This is a genomic window from Neobacillus sp. DFD-2R (assembly GCF_057747865.1).
Genome location: NZ_CM173228.1, coordinates 4,478,488 through 4,495,578 on the forward strand (window position 1 = coordinate 4,478,488; position 17,091 = coordinate 4,495,578).

19 protein-coding genes are annotated in these 17,091 nt (G+C 36.7%); 11 read left to right on the forward strand and 8 right to left on the reverse strand.

What is annotated here, in order from left to right; all coding sequences use genetic code 11:
* Positions 1 to 38: 38 nt before the first annotated feature.
* Positions 39 to 224 (forward strand): YhzD family protein, encoded by a 186-nt coding sequence (locus tag AC3ANV_RS22425; RefSeq protein ID WP_488310864.1) that lies wholly within the window; start codon positions 39 to 41, stop codon positions 222 to 224.
* A 42-nt stretch (positions 225 to 266) separates the two neighbouring features.
* Here the strand turns inward: AC3ANV_RS22425 and AC3ANV_RS22430 are convergent, their stop codons facing one another.
* The 4 genes from AC3ANV_RS22430 to AC3ANV_RS22445 all read right to left on the reverse strand — a co-directional run bounded on the left by AC3ANV_RS22430 (position 267) and on the right by AC3ANV_RS22445 (position 4,399).
* Entirely contained in the window at positions 267 to 1,058 is a 792-nt protein-coding gene (locus AC3ANV_RS22430) for an enoyl-CoA hydratase (RefSeq protein ID WP_488310865.1), read from the reverse strand.
* 201 nt (positions 1,059 to 1,259) lie between these two features.
* Positions 1,260 to 2,753 (reverse strand): coproporphyrinogen III oxidase, encoded by a 1,494-nt coding sequence (locus tag AC3ANV_RS22435; RefSeq protein ID WP_488310866.1) that lies wholly within the window; start codon positions 2,751 to 2,753, stop codon positions 1,260 to 1,262.
* A gap of 125 nt (positions 2,754 to 2,878) precedes the next feature.
* A complete protein-coding gene (locus tag AC3ANV_RS22440; protein ID WP_488310867.1) occupies positions 2,879 to 3,748 on the reverse strand; it encodes a Cof-type HAD-IIB family hydrolase in 870 nt (289 codons plus the stop codon).
* Between the two features lie 303 nt (positions 3,749 to 4,051).
* Positions 4,052 to 4,399 (reverse strand): YlbF/YmcA family competence regulator, encoded by a 348-nt coding sequence (locus AC3ANV_RS22445; RefSeq protein WP_488310868.1) that lies wholly within the window; start codon positions 4,397 to 4,399, stop codon positions 4,052 to 4,054.
* Between the two features lie 233 nt (positions 4,400 to 4,632).
* On the opposite strand from AC3ANV_RS22445, the gene AC3ANV_RS22450 reads away from it, so the two are divergent.
* The 8 genes from AC3ANV_RS22450 to AC3ANV_RS22485 all read left to right on the forward strand — a co-directional run bounded on the left by AC3ANV_RS22450 (position 4,633) and on the right by AC3ANV_RS22485 (position 12,540).
* Positions 4,633 to 5,988 carry a YheC/YheD family endospore coat-associated protein gene (locus tag AC3ANV_RS22450; RefSeq protein WP_488310869.1) on the forward strand — a complete coding sequence of 452 codons (1,356 nt, stop codon included), beginning with the start codon at positions 4,633 to 4,635 and terminating at the stop codon, positions 5,986 to 5,988.
* 90 nt (positions 5,989 to 6,078) lie between these two features.
* Positions 6,079 to 7,182, forward strand: a complete 1,104-nt coding sequence (locus tag AC3ANV_RS22455) for a YheC/YheD family endospore coat-associated protein (protein ID WP_488310870.1) — start codon at positions 6,079 to 6,081, stop codon at positions 7,180 to 7,182.
* Entirely contained in the window at positions 7,160 to 8,524 is a 1,365-nt protein-coding gene (locus AC3ANV_RS22460; RefSeq protein ID WP_488310871.1) for a YheC/YheD family endospore coat-associated protein, read from the forward strand. The genes AC3ANV_RS22455 and AC3ANV_RS22460 overlap by 23 nt, the downstream gene beginning before the upstream one ends.
* A complete protein-coding gene (locus AC3ANV_RS22465; RefSeq protein ID WP_488310872.1) occupies positions 8,521 to 9,699 on the forward strand; it encodes a YheC/YheD family endospore coat-associated protein in 1,179 nt (392 codons plus the stop codon). Before AC3ANV_RS22460 ends, AC3ANV_RS22465 begins: the two co-directional genes overlap by 4 nt.
* A 90-nt stretch (positions 9,700 to 9,789) precedes the next feature.
* A complete protein-coding gene (locus AC3ANV_RS22470; protein ID WP_488314305.1) occupies positions 9,790 to 9,999 on the forward strand; it encodes a YheE family protein in 210 nt (69 codons plus the stop codon).
* 91 nt (positions 10,000 to 10,090) lie between these two features.
* On the forward strand, positions 10,091 to 10,282 hold the full coding sequence (locus tag AC3ANV_RS22475) for a hypothetical protein (RefSeq protein ID WP_488310873.1): 192 nt from the start codon (positions 10,091 to 10,093) through the stop codon (positions 10,280 to 10,282).
* Positions 10,283 to 10,426: 144 nt separating this feature from the next.
* Positions 10,427 to 11,335, forward strand: a complete 909-nt coding sequence (locus AC3ANV_RS22480) for a PucR family transcriptional regulator (RefSeq protein ID WP_488310874.1) — start codon at positions 10,427 to 10,429, stop codon at positions 11,333 to 11,335.
* Positions 11,336 to 11,439: 104 nt separating this feature from the next.
* Positions 11,440 to 12,540, forward strand: a complete 1,101-nt coding sequence (locus AC3ANV_RS22485) for an ABC transporter ATP-binding protein (RefSeq protein ID WP_488310875.1) — start codon at positions 11,440 to 11,442, stop codon at positions 12,538 to 12,540.
* 47 nt (positions 12,541 to 12,587) lie between these two features.
* On the opposite strand, the gene AC3ANV_RS22490 is transcribed toward AC3ANV_RS22485, so the two are convergent.
* The gene (locus AC3ANV_RS22490; RefSeq protein ID WP_488310876.1) at positions 12,588 to 12,830 is read right to left on the reverse strand and encodes a hypothetical protein; all 243 of its coding nucleotides are present in this window, start codon (positions 12,828 to 12,830) and stop codon (positions 12,588 to 12,590) included.
* 344 nt (positions 12,831 to 13,174) lie between these two features.
* Here AC3ANV_RS22490 and AC3ANV_RS22495 point away from each other — a divergent pair, with 344 nt between their 5' ends.
* Positions 13,175 to 13,384 (forward strand): alpha/beta-type small acid-soluble spore protein, encoded by a 210-nt coding sequence (locus AC3ANV_RS22495; RefSeq protein WP_488310877.1) that lies wholly within the window; start codon positions 13,175 to 13,177, stop codon positions 13,382 to 13,384.
* A gap of 220 nt (positions 13,385 to 13,604) precedes the next feature.
* Here AC3ANV_RS22495 and fumC read toward each other — a convergent pair whose 3' ends face one another.
* Complete coding sequence (fumC, locus tag AC3ANV_RS22500; RefSeq protein WP_488310878.1) at positions 13,605 to 14,981, reverse strand: class II fumarate hydratase; 1,377 nt, start codon at positions 14,979 to 14,981, stop codon at positions 13,605 to 13,607.
* A 330-nt stretch (positions 14,982 to 15,311) separates the two neighbouring features.
* Between fumC and AC3ANV_RS22505 the strand changes: the two genes are divergently transcribed.
* Positions 15,312 to 15,932 carry an NAD(P)-dependent oxidoreductase gene (locus tag AC3ANV_RS22505; protein ID WP_488310879.1) on the forward strand — a complete coding sequence of 207 codons (621 nt, stop codon included), beginning with the start codon at positions 15,312 to 15,314 and terminating at the stop codon, positions 15,930 to 15,932.
* Positions 15,933 to 15,975: 43 nt separating this feature from the next.
* Here the strand turns inward: AC3ANV_RS22505 and AC3ANV_RS22510 are convergent, their stop codons facing one another.
* Together AC3ANV_RS22510 and AC3ANV_RS22515 are read right to left on the reverse strand one after the other, a co-directional pair.
* The gene (locus tag AC3ANV_RS22510; RefSeq protein ID WP_488310880.1) at positions 15,976 to 16,290 is read right to left on the reverse strand and encodes a YbjQ family protein; all 315 of its coding nucleotides are present in this window, start codon (positions 16,288 to 16,290) and stop codon (positions 15,976 to 15,978) included.
* A gap of 235 nt (positions 16,291 to 16,525) precedes the next feature.
* The gene (locus AC3ANV_RS22515; protein ID WP_488310881.1) at positions 16,526 to 16,984 is read right to left on the reverse strand and encodes a helix-turn-helix transcriptional regulator; all 459 of its coding nucleotides are present in this window, start codon (positions 16,982 to 16,984) and stop codon (positions 16,526 to 16,528) included.
* Positions 16,985 to 17,091: the final 107 nt, after the last annotated feature.

Sequence of the window (17,091 nt, forward strand, 5' to 3'; positions counted from 1 at the left end):
TAATAGTAGCAATATTCAAAAAAAGAGGTGAATTAATAATGAAAAACTATAAATTAACCGCATTTGAGCCTAATGGTGAAAAGATTCTGGACGAAACAATTCAGGCTGATCATGATGATGCCGCTAAAGAATTAGCTGAGAAACTATTATCTGAAAAAAACTTAATAGATAAAACACATCGTTTTACGTCTCCAAGCGGCAAGCTGCTACTATTTCATTCTTAATTTGCTATTAAAAAACAAAGAAGCTATGCTTCTTTGTTTTTTTTATCTACCAATAAAGTTCGGTGACCTTTTCTCAAGAAATGCTCTAATTCCTTCATGATGGTCAATCGTTTCCCGCATTTTGCTTTGTCCGTATTTTTCTAATTCTAATATTTTTAGCAGCTGCGGCCGATTCTTTTCTGCTAATATCTTTTTTGTTTTTATCATTGCTTGGACAGGACGGCTTAACCAATCGGCAATTCTGGCATCGAGTGTTTCCTGAAGGAACCCGTCTGCTACTTCTTGGATCAAGCCTAATCGGAATGCTTCATTAGCATCCATCATTTTTCCATCCCAAATAACCTGCTTTGCCTTTGTCTCGCCTAACCTTTTCTCCAAAAAGAAATGCGCTCCCCCATCTGGAATTAAGCCTATTCCAATAAAATTCATGGCTAATTTGCTGGATTTGTCGGCAATGATATAATCGGTTGCCAGAGCTAAACTAAATCCCAAACCTGCTGCCGCACCTGAAACTGCGCTAATGGTCAGTTTCGGAATACTATAAATAGTCACGATCAGTTCACTAATGCAGTCCATAATCGGAAAAAAATCATCACTAGCGGTATTGGAAAGCATGGTTTTAATATCTCCACCTGCTGAAAAGGCTCTCCCTTTACCTTTTAACACTACAATATCAATCTCATCAGAATCGCTAATTTCTTTAAGCTTACACGCAAGACCCTTTATCAATTCTTGATCCATTGAGTTTAAAGCTTCCGGCCTATTCAGTTCCACAGTTGCAACTCTTCCGACTACTCTTAAATTCACTTTGTCAGTAACAAAATTTATCGACACCGAAAACGCCCCCTATAATTTTACTCAATACCATTATATATGGATATTAGGGGAATAAAAACCAATTTTCTTAATATAACGAATTTTCACTATAACAAAAAGGATTTACCGGCTTTTATATTATCTTAATATAGATCTATGATTAGATCTAAAAAGGCAAGAATTCTCCTGCCGGATTTAAGCAGGAAAATTCTTGCCTTTTTAAGAGAATAATTCGTCTAGAATTTTTATTTTATCTTCTGTATATGCTTTATAGCTATCATTATAAGTTTTCGGATCCTTTGGATTAGCAAAATGAGTGATTTTCCCTGTTTCAGGTTCGATAAACTTGCTTGCGGCACCACAGCCAAGCCCGATTATTGTTTGTTGTTCTTCCATAATCATAATGTTGTAAATGCTTTCTTGATTAGGAACTGCGTAACCGACATTTTCAAGATTGCCAAGAATGTTCTTTTGTCGGTATAAGTAATACGGTACATACCCATGTTCTTTTGTCCACTCTTGTGCAAGCTCCATCATTTTTTCAACTTCGTCGCGTTCAGCAACCTTGTACTTTTCTTTATTCTTTGTCATTTCTGAAGCCCGTTTGAACGATAAAGTATGGACAGTTAGGGATTCCGGCATAAGCTTTTCTGTTTCCGCCAGAGAATGCGTAAATTCCGGTATACCTTCACCCGGCAAGCCGATAATTAAATCCATATTGATATTATTCATCCCCATTTCACGGGCCAAATGATATTTATCTATGGTTTCATCAACTGTATGGTGCCGGCCAATTGCTTTTAATGTTTCTTGCGTATAGGATTGCGGATTAATACTAATCCTGTCAATATTCCATTTTTTCAACACGTCTAATTTCTCCGGCGTAATAGTATCGGGGCGACCCGCTTCAACGGTGATTTCACGAATATTCCGAACGTCGGGAAATGATGTATACATCTCTTCATAAAGCATATCCATTTCACCTGCTGTAATACTTGTTGGTGTACCGCCGCCAAAGTAAACAGTAGTAATCTTTACTCCCTTTTCTTTCAACCACTCACCAATTTTTCTCATTTCAAAATGAAGTCCGCCTAAAAATGAATCCACAGAACCTTGACGTCCATTAATGGCATAAGCCGGGAAGGTACAGTAGGCGCACTTAGTTGGGCAAAAAGGTATTCCAATATAAATACTTACTTCTTTTTGAAGCGAATATAAATCAGGAACAACCGTAAGCTGACGCTCAACAATTTGCTGCATCAACTCTATTTTTTCGTCTGTAATTAAGTAGTCATCCTTTAATTGCTGATGGGCAAGTTTTAAAGAAATACCTTCCTGTACTTTACGATGAAGCAGTTTAGTAGGTCTGACTCCTGTTAAAATACCCCATTTTTGTACTATCCCTGTCCATTCCTGTAAAACAGTTAGATAAACATGGGCTACTGCATTTTTTACTTGCTTAAATCGTTCTTTTTCCGAATCATATGGTAACATCTCTTTTTGGTAATTTGATATAAAGACTTTTCCAATTCGGTCCTTCAACTTTGCTGAAACAGATATATTTTCCTTCTCTTCAAAGGTAAAAAGGATCTGTACATCACTTTCCTCCATTTTGGCAAGCGAAATCTGCGATTCTTCAAAAAATAAATTGGCAATCAACTGAAGAGGCCGTTTAAATCTTTCATCCTCTAACCCTTTAATAGAAATTCTCAAACGTATCACCTTTCAAAAGTAAACTCCCTTAAGTGTACAAAAACGTTAATTCAAGGTCAATACAGTGGAAATACATTACATTTAAAAAAGATATCATAGGCTTCTACCCATGATATCTACAAGTTTCATTTCTTTATAATATTCATTTTTCGTAAAAACTCAATCGGCTGCTGCTTTCTGAAATGTTCTTTTACCATATAAGCAACGCCATTCTCATTTTCAGATCGGGTAATCCAATCCGCTGCTCTTTTGACTTCGAAGCTGGCATTCCACATTGCAACCCCCAGCCCTACTGCTTCTATCACTGGAATATCGTCCAACCCATCACCAATTACCACCATTTCTTTTCTGTTGATTCCAAGTTGGTTCCCAAGGTAAGTTAGTCCGTTAAGCTTTGAAACACCGGCAGGTACGATATCCAATCGTAATCGATCCAACTCAATTATCTCAATCTCCCCATACATCTTACCTAGAGCTTTCTTAGCATCCTCAAGGTCTTTTTTCTCTTCAAAATATACTTCAATTTTCGGCGGGGTAACAGGCTGGTCATGTAAATATTCACTAAGAGTCGGAACAAATTGCTGGGAATAAAAAACAGGATCTCCCGAAGTAAAGACAGTTTTTGCCAACAAATTAGACCCCGGCTTAAACTTATTCGCTAACGAAAAGTTCTCATGAACGAGACGAATTTGACATGGCAGTGCTTCTAAAAATCGGACCGTATCATAGGTAATATCCTCGGCAATTCGTTTCACATAAATTGGTTTCTCTTGAGCACTTGAGATAAAAGCTCCTTGATGGGTAATTATTGGTGCTTTTATTTTTAAAGCCCTAGCCACCTTTTTGGCTGAGGGAAAACTTCTTGAGGTAATAAGCGTAATAAAAATCCCTTTTTGCCCCACGTATTCAATAGCTTCCTTTGTTGACTTATGGATCTTACCATTTGATTGAAGCAGCGTTCCATCAATATTTAACGCAAGCAAGCGATAAATCATTATGTTGCCCCCTGTTCTTGGTGAAATTACCCTTATATTACTTTTATGATTTTTCACCCATTTGTAGAACCGGAATAAGAAAAGCGCAAGAGCCCCGTTTAGCGCACGACATGACTGGAGCGCTTCGACTGAGATAAAGAAAACACGGAGAGCGGAGCGATCCGATGTTGACTTATCGTAGGGAGAAGAGCGAAGTACACTAGCCCCTAGGCGCTGCAGCTAGACAATACTCAAGGATCAATAGGATTCTCTTTTATAAATAAAAAATGCCTCCGGTCCATTCGACCGAAAGCAATCTTTATGTTACATTTTTCCGTAAAGCTCTTCCAAAGGTTTCATAATTAACTGATTTAATTCTCCGATAATCATACTCATTCGCTGTTCTGCTTGCATAAGACGGGAAATTTTTTCATTCTTCTGAACAATTTCCACAGTACTTTGAGCCTGCTGAACCTCTGCCGGGGTAATTTCTTGACCCATCATTTGCTTTTGCTGCAAGTTCATTTGTATTTGGCGAAATTGATCAAACATTTTTTTGGCTGTAGGATCAGCGTTTACTTCATTATACATTTGCTTTAATTGTGTATACTCATCACTTTGACGGATCGCTTTTTCTAATGCATAAGCGGTATCATATAAATTAATTGCCATCAAGTCCACTCCTTTTTTAGATAAACAATTCTTAACCACTATAACAAACTATGCGCCTAATTGCGAGAATGTTCACTAAACCTTAATTGGCAGATTGCTTGCTTATAAGTGAATTTTCATTTTTCCCTTTCCATTTCACATAAAAATCACCATCCATATTGCTCTCACATACGATACTATATCAGCTTATGCCCATATATAGAACAATCATTGATAGCAAATGAGGAGTGAATATGTCCGTTTCTTTAACAACCATAACGATTGTTCCTAGAAAACCAGATAATAGAAACGACTCTCTAATACAAATGTCCAATCAATTAATTGAGCAATTTCAGTTAGAAATAGACAGGGATATAAAAATATCTATAGGTAAAAAAAGCATTCAACTCCAGGTACAAACAGTAGAAATGGTCAACGGAGAAATCCATTTTCCTGAGAATATATTAAAAGAGTTTTGTCTCCCTATTCAAACATATAAGTTTCAAGCGAGCTTTAGTCCTGAAAATCAAACACTTTATCTTGGTCCGGTTATTGGCTTATTAACGGACTTTCATACAAATGAAAAAGAAGAACCGCACTTCCGTTCTGTCCATAGCTTTTGCTGCGAGCTTCATCAAGGAATTTCCGATAAAGGAGGTTTCTTCTATGTATTTGCTTATCATGAATTTTCGATCCAGGGATATTATTTTAAAAATGGAAAGTGGATTCCCGCAGTGGTTCCTCTGCCGGATGTAGTTTACAATCGTATCCACTCACGAAGACTTGAACAGAATAATCAGTTTAAAAACTTTCGTAAAAAACTGGATCAATCAAAAATTCCAATTTTTAATAACCGATTTTTGTCCAAATGGGAAGTGTATGAACAATTAATCCAAGAAGATTACCCACTTTCATTTATTCCTGAGACGAGACTCTTTTCTGAGGAAAACCTATATGAAGTTGCTCAAAAATATAAGACAGTTTTTATTAAGCCGGTTCACGGAAGTCAAGGAAGAAACATTTTTAAAATAGTAAAGGAAGATGATCTTCACTATACCTATCAAACCACATTTAAAACCAAAACAGGTCAGGTTGAAAAGCACTATTCCTTAAAGGAAATTTATCTGCAAATACATCCTTTCATTAAAAATAGCATTTATATTATTCAACAAGGTATTCCATTGGTTACAGCAGAAATGTGTGCAATGGATTTTAGAGTGTTATGTCACAAAAATCAATTCAATCTGTGGGAAGTTACATCAATTGTAGCACGAATTTCAGCAGAGCAGGAATTCGTGTCCAATATTGCAAGAGGAGGGAAATTACTTAAGCCCTTGCATGTATTATCCACCTATATGAATAAAAAGAAAGCGTTAGAGGTTCTTGCAGGAATGAAGGAACTGTCAATCAAAACGGCTTCCATCATAAGCAAGCATTCACCCGGAATTACAGGGGAACTTGGAATTGATATTGGGGTTGATCAAGATGGAAAGCTTTGGCTTATTGAAGTAAACTCGAAACCCTCCAAGAACTTCGAGGAGGGACTCGGAAAAATACGGCCTTCTGCAAAGGCCATTATCGAATTTTGCACAGCACTGACATTTAATTAAGATAAGCGCGAGCGTCCGTTTAGCGATGTACATTCGTCTCCGGGTACCGTAGCCAGACAGTAATCAAAGTTTAAAAAGGAGGAATTATAATTGATTACATTTGGAATTATGACTTTACGTATAGATAGCGAAAGCTCCTATATTGATGAAATTGCCAAGTTGGCACAATCCTGCGGGATGGAATGTTTTCACTTCATTCCCTCCCGGATAGATCCACATTCACTTCAAGTGAAAGGGAAAAGATTTGACCCGATAGGGCTTCGATGGGTCGATGGTGAATTCACAATTCCCGGTATCATTTATGACCGTTGCTTTTATGGTGATGATGAACATTCAAAACAATGTATCCCTATTGTCTCATGGCTCAAAAGCAGAAATGATATAACTTTTTTAGGCTATGGTTTACCTAATAAACTCGAATTATATGATGCACTAAAGAATTCAATTTTAGCCGCCTACCTGCCACCATCACAGCCTGTATCTAATTGCGGTATCGTGCTAAAGGAATTAAAAACAAAAAATAAACTCATTTTAAAACCGATAAACGGCTCTCAAGGATACGGAATCTATTACGTTAAGAAAAATGAAAAAACGTATCATGTTAAAACAGAAAAACAGAAGAATATCATTTCACGTATTTTTCCAAATGAAGCAAAACTCATCCAATGGTTACAAACACTAATTAAGCAGCATAAGTATTTGCTTCAACCTTATCTTGAATTATCCAATGATGAATTACAGCCCTTTGATATTAGAATACTCCTTCAAAAAAATGAACAAGGATCCTGGGTAGAGCGCGGTAGAGGAATTCGAAAAGGAAATACCGGCGGACTCCTTTCGAATTTAAGTGCCGGTGGGTCAGTAATCGATTTTGCTTCCTGGTCTCAGATACTTTCATCAACAAAATATGATTATATTTGCAATGAATTGGAATACATTATTACTAATCTACCGAATTTACTAGAGAATAAATTTATGCCCTTATTCGAGCTTGGCGTTGATATTGGAATAGCGAAAAACGGCTCCATTTGGATTCTTGATGTGAATTCAAAGCCTGGTAGAAAGGTCTTATTGCATACTCAACCAGACATAATAGAAACGCTTTATCATGCCCCTCTTCTTTATGGGAAATACATTTCCCAGTCTGATATTAAAGAAAGGAAGCGTTATTATGAGAAAACGCTATCTCATTGAGGTTTCTCCAAATGACCAACAGGTTGTTTTTTGTCCTCCTACGATAATAAAAGAAAAATCATTAAAGCGAATTGCATTCGGTTCAAAATCAATCGAAGTCAACTTTCTCCCCCACCCGGAAAAAGATGATCGAATTGTCATTAGTAAAGGCATTCAAGATGCTATTCAATTTCCTAACTTTGATATCCCATTGCATTTATTTATCGAAAATCAAATACTCTTTATTGGACCGCTTGTTGGTATTTTTACAGCCGGATTCACCCCCTTTCCACTGCGCCCAATCGGCGAACGCTCTCTCTTTTTTTCAAAGCTGCTTTCTGTTAAAAAAACTGTAGGTGCCTTGCCTTTTGTTTTTGGTGAGCAGCATATTGATTGGGAAAAAGGTACGATAAATGGTTATTTTTATCATGACGACAACTGGAAAACAATTGAGATCCCATTTCCAAATGTTATTTATGACCGATTGCCTAATCGTAAAAGTGAAAGAAACCCGAAACTAAAAAAAGTGAGAGACCGCTTGCAAAATGATTATCTTATTCCTTGGTACAACCCGGGCTTTTTTAATAAACTCGATATTTACGAAAGACTTCAGCAGGATTCATCTGTGGCAGGCTATCTTCCGGAAACCTTTCCGTTTACCTCCTTTGCTTTAATTGAAACAATGCTTTCTAATTACGGGCACGTCTATGTGAAACCGAAAAACGGCAGCCTTGGTCTTGGCGTTCATCAAATAATATATGATAAAGTTCAAGACGAATATTACTGCCGATACCAAGATGAAGACTTCGTTAATCGGCTGCGAAAATTTCCAAGCCTTGAAGGCTTATTTAAATCAATTTTTGCTCATCAAAATCTCGAAAAAATGGTGATACAGCAAGGAATACATTTGCTCCGAAACAAGACTCGTGCCGTGGATTTCCGAATTCATACGAATAAAGATGATTTAGGAGATTGGCATGTAACGGCAATCGCCGCAAAAATAGCAGGGATTGGAAGTGTCACCACCCATTTGCGAAGCGGTGGTGATATTAAAACGCTTGAAGAAATTTTCCCTAAAGAACTAAGTGTTTTGTACACAGAAAAACTAACAACAGCAGCACTTCTTTTAAGCAAAGCTTTGGAACGAAATATAGAAGGGATTATTGGTGAGATAGGTTTTGATCTAGGTATCGACAAAAACGGAGATGTTTGGCTTTTTGAAGCAAATTCCAAACCGGGAAGGTCAATATTCAGCCATCCTGAGCTAAAAGACTTTGACTTATTAACCAGGAAATTATCGATTGCTTTTGCTGTTTTTCTTACAGAACAATCCCTCTTACATCCAGAGGAATTATACAAATGAAAATATACTATGACAGCAAATTTGAAAAATGGTATCAAACCGGTTTAGAAACAGGGATCACGATGGGGTCTGAAAAAAAGGTTATTGCTCAGGCGGCAGAAGCCGGAGATGAACACACAAACTTTGAAGTGCAGTTAAAGAATAACCATATTGGTCCAATCATCGGAATTTTGACCGTCCGTAAACCGAATGGTTCAATGGCAGGAAACGGTACCCTTTTTATAGAGCTGCAAAAGAAACTTATATCACATAATGGAATAAGCTTTATCTTTTCTCCAGAAGGGGTCGGTAATGAGTTTATTGATGGATTTACATTCCTGCCGGAGAAAAATTCGTGGATAAAGATCAAGTTCCCTTTTCCTGACCTTGTTTATAACCGGATTCCATTTCGAAAATCAGAACAAGATGTATATTGCCAAAAAATTTTTTCTATATTAAAAGAAAAAAATATCCCTTTTTTTAACCCGAGTTTTATTGATAAATATGACCTCTACTGTTTAATGAAAAAACACACTGTACTAAAGGATTATTTACCAAAAACAATCTTAGCTAATCAAAAAATAGAACTTTCTCAATTTTTAAGGAATCATAAAAGCATCTACTTAAAACCTGCTCAATCCGCTAAAGGAAAAGGGATATTCCGAATGAAATTAGGTAAAAATTTGCAGGTTAAACTCGAAGGAATAAATACAAGTGAAATTTATCAAACGTTTTATCATTTTTGGGAGAAGTGGGAAAAGGTTCTCCAAGAGATAAACTACTTAGCACAGGAAGAAATCAAATCAGCCCATTATGACGGAAATCGATTTGATTTTCGAATTTTAGCACATGCTGAAAATGAAGGCTATAGTGTAACCGGTGTCGGAATCAGGCAATCACAGGAGCAAGAGATAACGACACATATTCCGGCAGGCGGCCAGCTTCTTCCCTATCAGATTCTCCAAACTGAAGCACATGATCAGTTCATTAAAACCGTTGTCTTTCATACCGGAAAAGCTTTGTCTGAGCATTTTGGCTATTTTGGCGAATTCTCGATTGATGCCGGGGTTAGCCATTCAGGCCACTACTATATTTTTGAGGTGAATTCTAAACCAATGAGCTTTGATGAAAAGGAAATTGAAGAAAGAAAAATTGCCCGGCTATGCCGCCTCTTTTTGCAGTTATCAAATTTCTAAAACTAACAGAAAATTTCAATTTAAATCATTCCCTAAACAAGGTATTCTAAAAGTATACAAATAACATGTACGCTAAAGGGGATGTTCAAAATATTGCTGCACTTTCAGATTAAGCCATTATATTCTAATAAAAATATTCCCGGCTGGAATTTTTCTTTTTACTATAAAAAGAAAAGATTTTCCGGAATTTATCACCAAACCGGAAAAATTGAATGGACTGCAAATACTCCTGAACAAGAAGACATTGATGCGTTAACAAGCCAGATTCATGAGCTAATGCTTTATCATGTCTACGAATAATATTATTTTCTTAGAGAATAACTTCCTTGTTGCATGAAAAATTAACCTTTCCACAAACTAAATATAGAAAATGGGAAAGGGATTGATTGTCATGGAAGATAAAAAAGAAAATCTAACGAGTATTGGTTCAGTCTACGAGGGTAGAGACAGGGCTTATATGGATATTGATCGAATGATTAATGAAGGTATGTCAGGTGGAAGTGTTCATTCCCGTCATGATTCCGTCAATATTGAAGAAGCCCGTGATCTTGTTGAAGAAGAACCTCCATATGAATGTCCTTAAGGTAACTATTAATTCCCGGCTGAACCGTTAATCCTTATCCTCGGTTCAGCCTTTCTCATTTTTAAGTGTTATGGGATGTAAACCAACTGAAAATTGATATAATAGAAGCAAACTTCGAACTTTATTATAATAACGGGGAATTTAATGATGCTTAGAAAATTATTATCCATATATGAAAATTCAATTATGTTTCCAACGCAACCCGACAATTCCTATGAGCAATTTTATATCTTTTTTGATGAGTCTCAAAATGAATGGATTGGAATACCCAAAAAAGAAATTAGCGAGAGTGAACTAAACCTACTTAAAAGACTTTACGAATTAGTCGATTTTGATTTATCCTTCACATCGGGATCACAAAGCTGGTATGAATTTTTATATTTAAAGGGTTCTGTTCCCACCACTAATACTGAAGTCTATTTCCGAATGATTCAGTTCCATATTAATGGAAATGGGATTAACCAAAATGAAATTGAGTCTGCTTTAAAAGGCTTTTTTACAGATGAAGTAATCATCATTTGGGAAAATGGGAATAGAGGAGTAATTATTGAAGAGAAAAAGCTAATATCACTATCAGAAAAAGACTTATTCGCTTTGTCAGAAACAGTAGAAAGTGATTTTTTTATAAAAATCTCCTTTTACATCGGAAAGGTGTATCCACTTTCCCATAATCTCCCTACGTATTATTATCAAGAGAAAGAATACTTTAGCTTCGGGGAAAAAAATCTTGGACATACGATTATTTTTTCATTTGAGCGCGTTTTTCCCGCCTATTTGACTTATTATCTACAAGAGGAATTAAAACACAAGGTAAAACAGGAGCTTAATGAAGCGTTTTTGGATGATCCTGAAATGTTTTCAACCATTAAGGTTTTTCTTGAAAACAATTTAAATGCAAGTATGACAGCAAAAAAGTTATTCATTCATCGAAATACACTACAATATCGAATTGATAAATTTGTCGAGAAAACGGGTATTCAATTAAAGGATTTTTATGGAGCATTTACTGTTTTTTTAGCATGTATACTATTTGAGCAGGAAAAGAAGAAATAACAATATGCCTAAAAGTAATATTAAAACTTTGTGCAACATGTCTATATAGATTGTAAGCCTTTCCATGTAAACTGTACTTAACAATAAACAGGGAGGTTTTACAAATGGCTGAATTAAAATTAGATCATATTTATAAGATTTATGATAATAAAGTAACAGCAGTTCAAGACTTCAATCTACATATTGAGGATAAGGAATTTATCGTATTTGTTGGACCATCCGGATGTGGAAAATCAACAACATTACGTATGATTGCAGGACTTGAAGAAATCTCTAAAGGTGACTTTTTAATCGATGGGAAAAGAGTTAACGATGTAGCTCCTAAAGATCGTGATATTGCAATGGTTTTCCAAAACTATGCCCTATATCCACATATGACAGTTTATGATAACATGGCATTTGGCCTTAAACTTCGGAAATTTCCAAAAGATGAAATTGACCGCCGTGTACAGGAAGCAGCAAAAATTCTTGGTTTAGAAGCCTATTTAACCCGTAAACCAAAAGCACTTTCAGGCGGTCAGCGCCAACGTGTGGCATTAGGACGAGCGATTGTCCGTGACGCAAAAGTTTTCTTAATGGATGAACCTTTATCAAACCTGGATGCTAAGCTTCGTGTAGCAATGCGTGCAGAAATTGCCAAGCTCCATCGCCGTTTAGATACAACTACAATCTATGTTACACATGACCAAACAGAGGCAATGACTATGGCAACGCGCTTAGTTGTTATGAAAGATGGGGTTATTCAACAAGTTGGTTCACCGAAAGAAGTTTATGAAAAGCCGGAAAATGTTTTTGTTGGCGGCTTTATTGGTTCTCCTGCCATGAACTTCTTTAATGGTAAGCTCGAAGATGGTAAATTTGTTATCGGTAAAAATTCCATTTCTGTTCCGGAAGGTAAAATGAAATTCCTTCGTGAGCAGGGCTATGTTGGCAAGTCAATTATCCTAGGTGTGCGCCCGGAAGATATTCATGATGAACCTGTTTTCATCGAGGCTTCTGTTGGTACGAAAATTGCTGCTAAGATTGATGTTGCAGAGTTAACCGGTGCAGAATTAATGGTCTACTCAACACTTGGCGGCCAAGATTTCGTAGCCCGACTAGATTCACGTGCAAATGTAAAACCCGGGGATACCGTAGATTTAGCATTCGATTTAAATAAAGCACATTTCTTTGATATTGATACTGAATCAAGAATCCGTCCTTAAATTAAAAAATAAATAGTTAGAATGAGGCTGATACTGAAGTGTCAGTCTCATTCTATTATGAATATTACTTCTTCTTTTTGACACAAGGGACAACGGTATAAATGAGGGCACTTATGTCCGGAATTTGTTTCCGGATAGCCATCCTCCAATTTCATTAAGTCGATTTCCATATAGGGACTATAATCATCATAAAAGTCCATTAGTCTGCCACTCTCAATCATAGGATCCCCACAGTTAGTACATATTAAATATACTTCCCTAAGTCCATTACATACCGGGCATATCGGCATAGCTTTTCACCCTTTATATTTATTGTATAGTTTAGTTTGTGTTACTTTAGATGTCATATGTAATGGAATAAATTACCGGTTTCTTTTGCGAATAAGCCCTTCAATTTTAAACATAATAGAAAATACAATCAGCAATTATCCAAAAGGGTTATACCACAACAGGTAAATAGCCGATGCTGTTCTAGGAGTCCTACCGCAAAGAAGAAAATAGACAATCTCCAATTATTAATAATTTATCAAAGGTAACATTGATAATATGGGTTAGGCCAAGGTGGTAATGGTAATTCCATTATGGTTCAATTCCATACTGACCCCAAACTTATTAAGAGGAGTGTTATTCAACTATGGCTAGTAACAACAACTCTAATCAACTTTTAGTACCAGGCGTTCAACAAGCATTGGATCAAATGAAGTATGAAATTGCTTCAGAATTTGGTGTACAACTTGGTGGAGACACTACTTCACGTGCCAACGGCTCTGTCGGAGGAGAAATTACAAAACGTCTTGTTGCAATGGCAGAATCACAACTTGGCGGCGGCGGATTTTCTCGTTAATTTTTGAGACATCCCATTTTTACAAATAAATAATATGGCTTAGCCCCTTCCTTTTGGTAAGGGGCTTTTATTTAATTAAGGCTCTTTTCGGAAACTTTGTTGCTTTTGAAGCTTAATAAAGTTCATTTACTAAGTTTCTAGGCAATTTTTGCAAAGCTTCTAATTATACGGGTTGATACACTTATACGAAAAACAACAATCTATGCGAAAATAGCCTTAATTAAACCATGTTTTCAGGTTGGATCCATTCTTCGAACTGTTTTGGCGTTACATAACCTGTTTTTTCAGCAGCCTCTTTTAATGTTATATTTTCCTTAAAAGCAAGTTTTGCAATTTCAGCTGCTTTTTCATAACCAATATGAGGATTTAAGGCAGTTACCAACATCAATGAACGTTCCACATGCCCTTTTATTACTTCCTTGTTAGCTTCGATACCTTTCGCACAATGAGCATTAAATGAATCAATGCTTTCAGAAAGAAGCGTGACGGATTGGATTAGATTATAGATAATCACCGGTTTAAAAACATTTAACTCAAAATTTCCCTGGCTTGCTGCAAATCCTATAGTCGTGTCATTTCCAAAAACTTGGCATACAACCATTGTTAATGCTTCACTTTGTGTTGGATTCACCTTTCCAGGCATTATTGAGCTCCCCGGTTCATTAGCAGGTATATTGATCTCACCGATTCCGCTTCGCGGCCCGCTTGCAAGCCAGCGTACATCATTGGCAATTTTCATTAAATCTGCTGCCAATGCTTTTAATGATCCATGAACATATACGATTTCATCATGACTTGTTAGGGCATGAAATTTATTTTCAGAAGAGCGAAATGGATACCCTGTTAGCTTTTCTAGTTGTTGTGCCACTTTGTCTCCAAATTCAGGATGTGCATTAATTCCTGTTCCCACTGCAGTTCCTCCAATGGCTAGGTCTAATAGATTTTTAGCTGCATCACCAACCATTTTCTCTGCTTTTTCAAGCATTGTCCGCCATCCACTTATTTCCTGTCCTAAGGTTAAGGGAGTGGCATCCTGCAGGTGAGTCCTGCCAATTTTTACGATTCCCATAAATACCTTTTCCTTATCCAGTAGTGTCCTTTTTAGCTCTTGGATAGAAGGAATAAGGTGTTCAATTATTTTTATATATGCTGCAATATGCATTGCAGTTGGGAAGGTATCATTGGAGCTTTGAGACATATTCACATCATCATTGGGATGAACTCTTTCTCCACCTTCTCCAGTTTTTAACGCTTCGTTGGCCCGATTGGCAATGACCTCATTAACATTCATATTGGATTGCGTCCCGCTTCCCGTTTGCCATACCGCTAATGGAAAATGCCCGTCAAAATGCCCTTGAAGAATATCGTCACAAACTTTTTTTATTACTTCCATTTTTGTTTTAGATAATTTCCCCAATTGATGATTGACAATTGCTGCTGCCTTTTTGATAAAGGCTAACGCATAAACAACCTCTATCGGCATTTTCTCGGTCCCTATTTTGAAATTTTCCTTGCTCCTTTGTGTCTGTGCACCCCAATATTTATCTGCCGGTACCTTGACCTCACCAAGGGTGTCCTTTTCAATTCTATAATTCACTAACTAGCCCACCTTCCAATTTTGCTTTACTCCAATATATATTCCCATTTAACCTATATTTAACTAATGATTATACGGCCATTAGCTAAAACTACGTTTTTATACAAAAAAAACTGCAAACATTTGTCTGCAGTTTATGCTTTAGCAATCATATATCCAATATAATAAGAAAGGATTAAAAAACTTCCGATTGTAAGAACGACTGAATACTCTGCCATTTTTCTCTCACCCCAATTATTATTTGATGCTTAAACATTTTTAAATTATCATAGTAAGGGCTCTAATTCTGTGATGAATATAACACTTTAGTGACAAGGAAGTGGATTTTTTGTGAACATTTGCCTTTTTGGTGCAACTGGAAGAGTGGGTTCAGTTATTCTAGAAAATATATTGGCTAATCACCATTCAGTCAAAGCCCTGGTAAGGGATTCAAGTAAGCTTAACCGATCGGAGCCGGGAGTAACAATTATCAACGGTAATATCTTAAATGAATCTAATCTGGCAGCGACCATGACTGGCACGGATATAGTGATAAGTGCATTAAATACCGATGGAACAACAACCCTCTCTGAATCAATGCCATTGATAATAAGACATATGAAAATGCAAGGTATTAAAAGAATCATTACAATTGGGACTGCCGGAATCCTGCAAGCACGATCCGAACCGCATTTATATCGCTTTCAATCATCTGAATCCAGACGAAAAAGCACTCGAGATGCCGAAGAACATTTATTCGCATATTTAATATTAAAAAATTCCGGACTTGATTGGACCATTGTGTGTCCAACGTACCTGCCAGTGGGCGAAAGAATAGGAATCTACCGATACTGCAAGGACGTCCTTCCGGAAAATCCCACCTCGATCTCCATTTTTGATACAGGGGACTTCGCCTATCAACAGCTTTTTTCCGATGAATTTATCGGCACACGAGTAGGGTTAACATATTAAAGGGACAAACCATTTTGGTTTGTCCCTTTACCTATTTTCAGAATTATTCCACCCTAACTGCAGTACCATAGGCGATAATCTCTGAAGCACCTTGCATGACCGAGCACGTTTCTAATCTCATTGCTATTATCGCATTCGCTCCTAATTCAACTGCTTCATCTTTCATTCTGTCTATTGCCTTCTGTCGGGCTTCATTTAACATATCGGTATATTCTTTTATTTCACCGCCTACGATGGTCTTTAACCCCGCCATTAAATCCTTACCTATATGTTTCGATTGTACCGTACTTCCTTTCACCAAGCCTAATAGTTCCTTAATATCCTTTCCCGGCAAATAATCAGTCGTTACGATCATCATAGAAATGCACCTCGTTTCCTAAATATCTCTTTAAATAGTTAGACGTCCCAAAACGGATTTCGTTTCGTTCATTGTTTGTCTTCGTTATTCTTTCAATCATACATGGATAATAAAATATTTATACATATGAAAAAGACAAGGATTGCTCCATGCCTTTCAGTCAAGAAATAATGCTGTGCATCTGTCCCTTTTTCAAAATAAAAAAAGACGGAATGCCGCCTTTTTCCTCTTTTCATTATTTATTATTTTTTGTCAATTCTTTAAAACGCAACTTCGAAAGCTTTTCATCAAAACTACTAAAGATTCGGTAATGCTTTTCATCTAATATCCGAAAATGTTTGCTTAGGATATTTTGCTGCAGAATAAAACCATTTTTATTTGAAATGGCCCGCCACCATAGCCGTCCTCCAAGAGTTTTGCTTTTACGGAAATCAATTCCTTCCCGGGCTACGGTTTCCAAAACTTCAAGCGGTTCGCTACCAAATAAAAATTGGACGGTTTCTGTTTCCCTAAAAAGAGCACATATTGATACTGCAGTAGACCAGTTGGCTAGAACTCTTCCTTTCTCAATTTGCACAAGCGTTTTCTTTGAGACACCAATGATTTCAGCCATTTTATCTTGAGTATAACCCGCTTCAGTCCGTATCAGACGAAGCTTTTCAGAAATCTTTACGATAATTTCATCCCTGGTCACTTATAGCCCTTCCTTCAATCTGGTCTAGTGTAATTTTACACAAGTTTCCCCATTTTTAAAAGCAATTTACCTCTATCAAGAAAAATTTATAAAGAAAACTCGCCGAT

Excerpts from the sequence above, each read along its gene's own strand:
- AC3ANV_RS22465 (WP_488310872.1), top strand. The coding sequence starts at position 8,521 with ATGAAAATATACTATGACAGCAAATTTGAAAAATGGTATCAAACCGGT.
- AC3ANV_RS22485 (WP_488310875.1), top strand. The coding sequence starts at position 11,440 with ATGGCTGAATTAAAATTAGATCATATTTATAAGATTTATGATAATAAA.
- AC3ANV_RS22495 (WP_488310877.1), top strand. The coding sequence starts at position 13,175 with ATGGCTAGTAACAACAACTCTAATCAACTTTTAGTACCAGGCGTTCAA.
- AC3ANV_RS22510 (WP_488310880.1), bottom strand. The coding sequence starts at position 16,290 with ATGATGATCGTAACGACTGATTATTTGCCGGGAAAGGATATTAAGGAA.
- AC3ANV_RS22425 (WP_488310864.1), top strand. The coding sequence starts at position 39 with ATGAAAAACTATAAATTAACCGCATTTGAGCCTAATGGTGAAAAGATT.
- AC3ANV_RS22460 (WP_488310871.1), top strand. The coding sequence starts at position 7,160 with ATGAGAAAACGCTATCTCATTGAGGTTTCTCCAAATGACCAACAGGTT.
- AC3ANV_RS22440 (WP_488310867.1), bottom strand. The coding sequence starts at position 3,748 with ATGATTTATCGCTTGCTTGCGTTAAATATTGATGGAACGCTGCTTCAA.
- AC3ANV_RS22475 (WP_488310873.1), top strand. The coding sequence starts at position 10,091 with ATGGAAGATAAAAAAGAAAATCTAACGAGTATTGGTTCAGTCTACGAG.
- AC3ANV_RS22490 (WP_488310876.1), bottom strand. The coding sequence starts at position 12,830 with ATGCCGATATGCCCGGTATGTAATGGACTTAGGGAAGTATATTTAATA.
- AC3ANV_RS22445 (WP_488310868.1), bottom strand. The coding sequence starts at position 4,399 with ATGGCAATTAATTTATATGATACCGCTTATGCATTAGAAAAAGCGATC.
- AC3ANV_RS22450 (WP_488310869.1), top strand. The coding sequence starts at position 4,633 with ATGTCCGTTTCTTTAACAACCATAACGATTGTTCCTAGAAAACCAGAT.
- AC3ANV_RS22480 (WP_488310874.1), top strand. The coding sequence starts at position 10,427 with ATGATGCTTAGAAAATTATTATCCATATATGAAAATTCAATTATGTTT.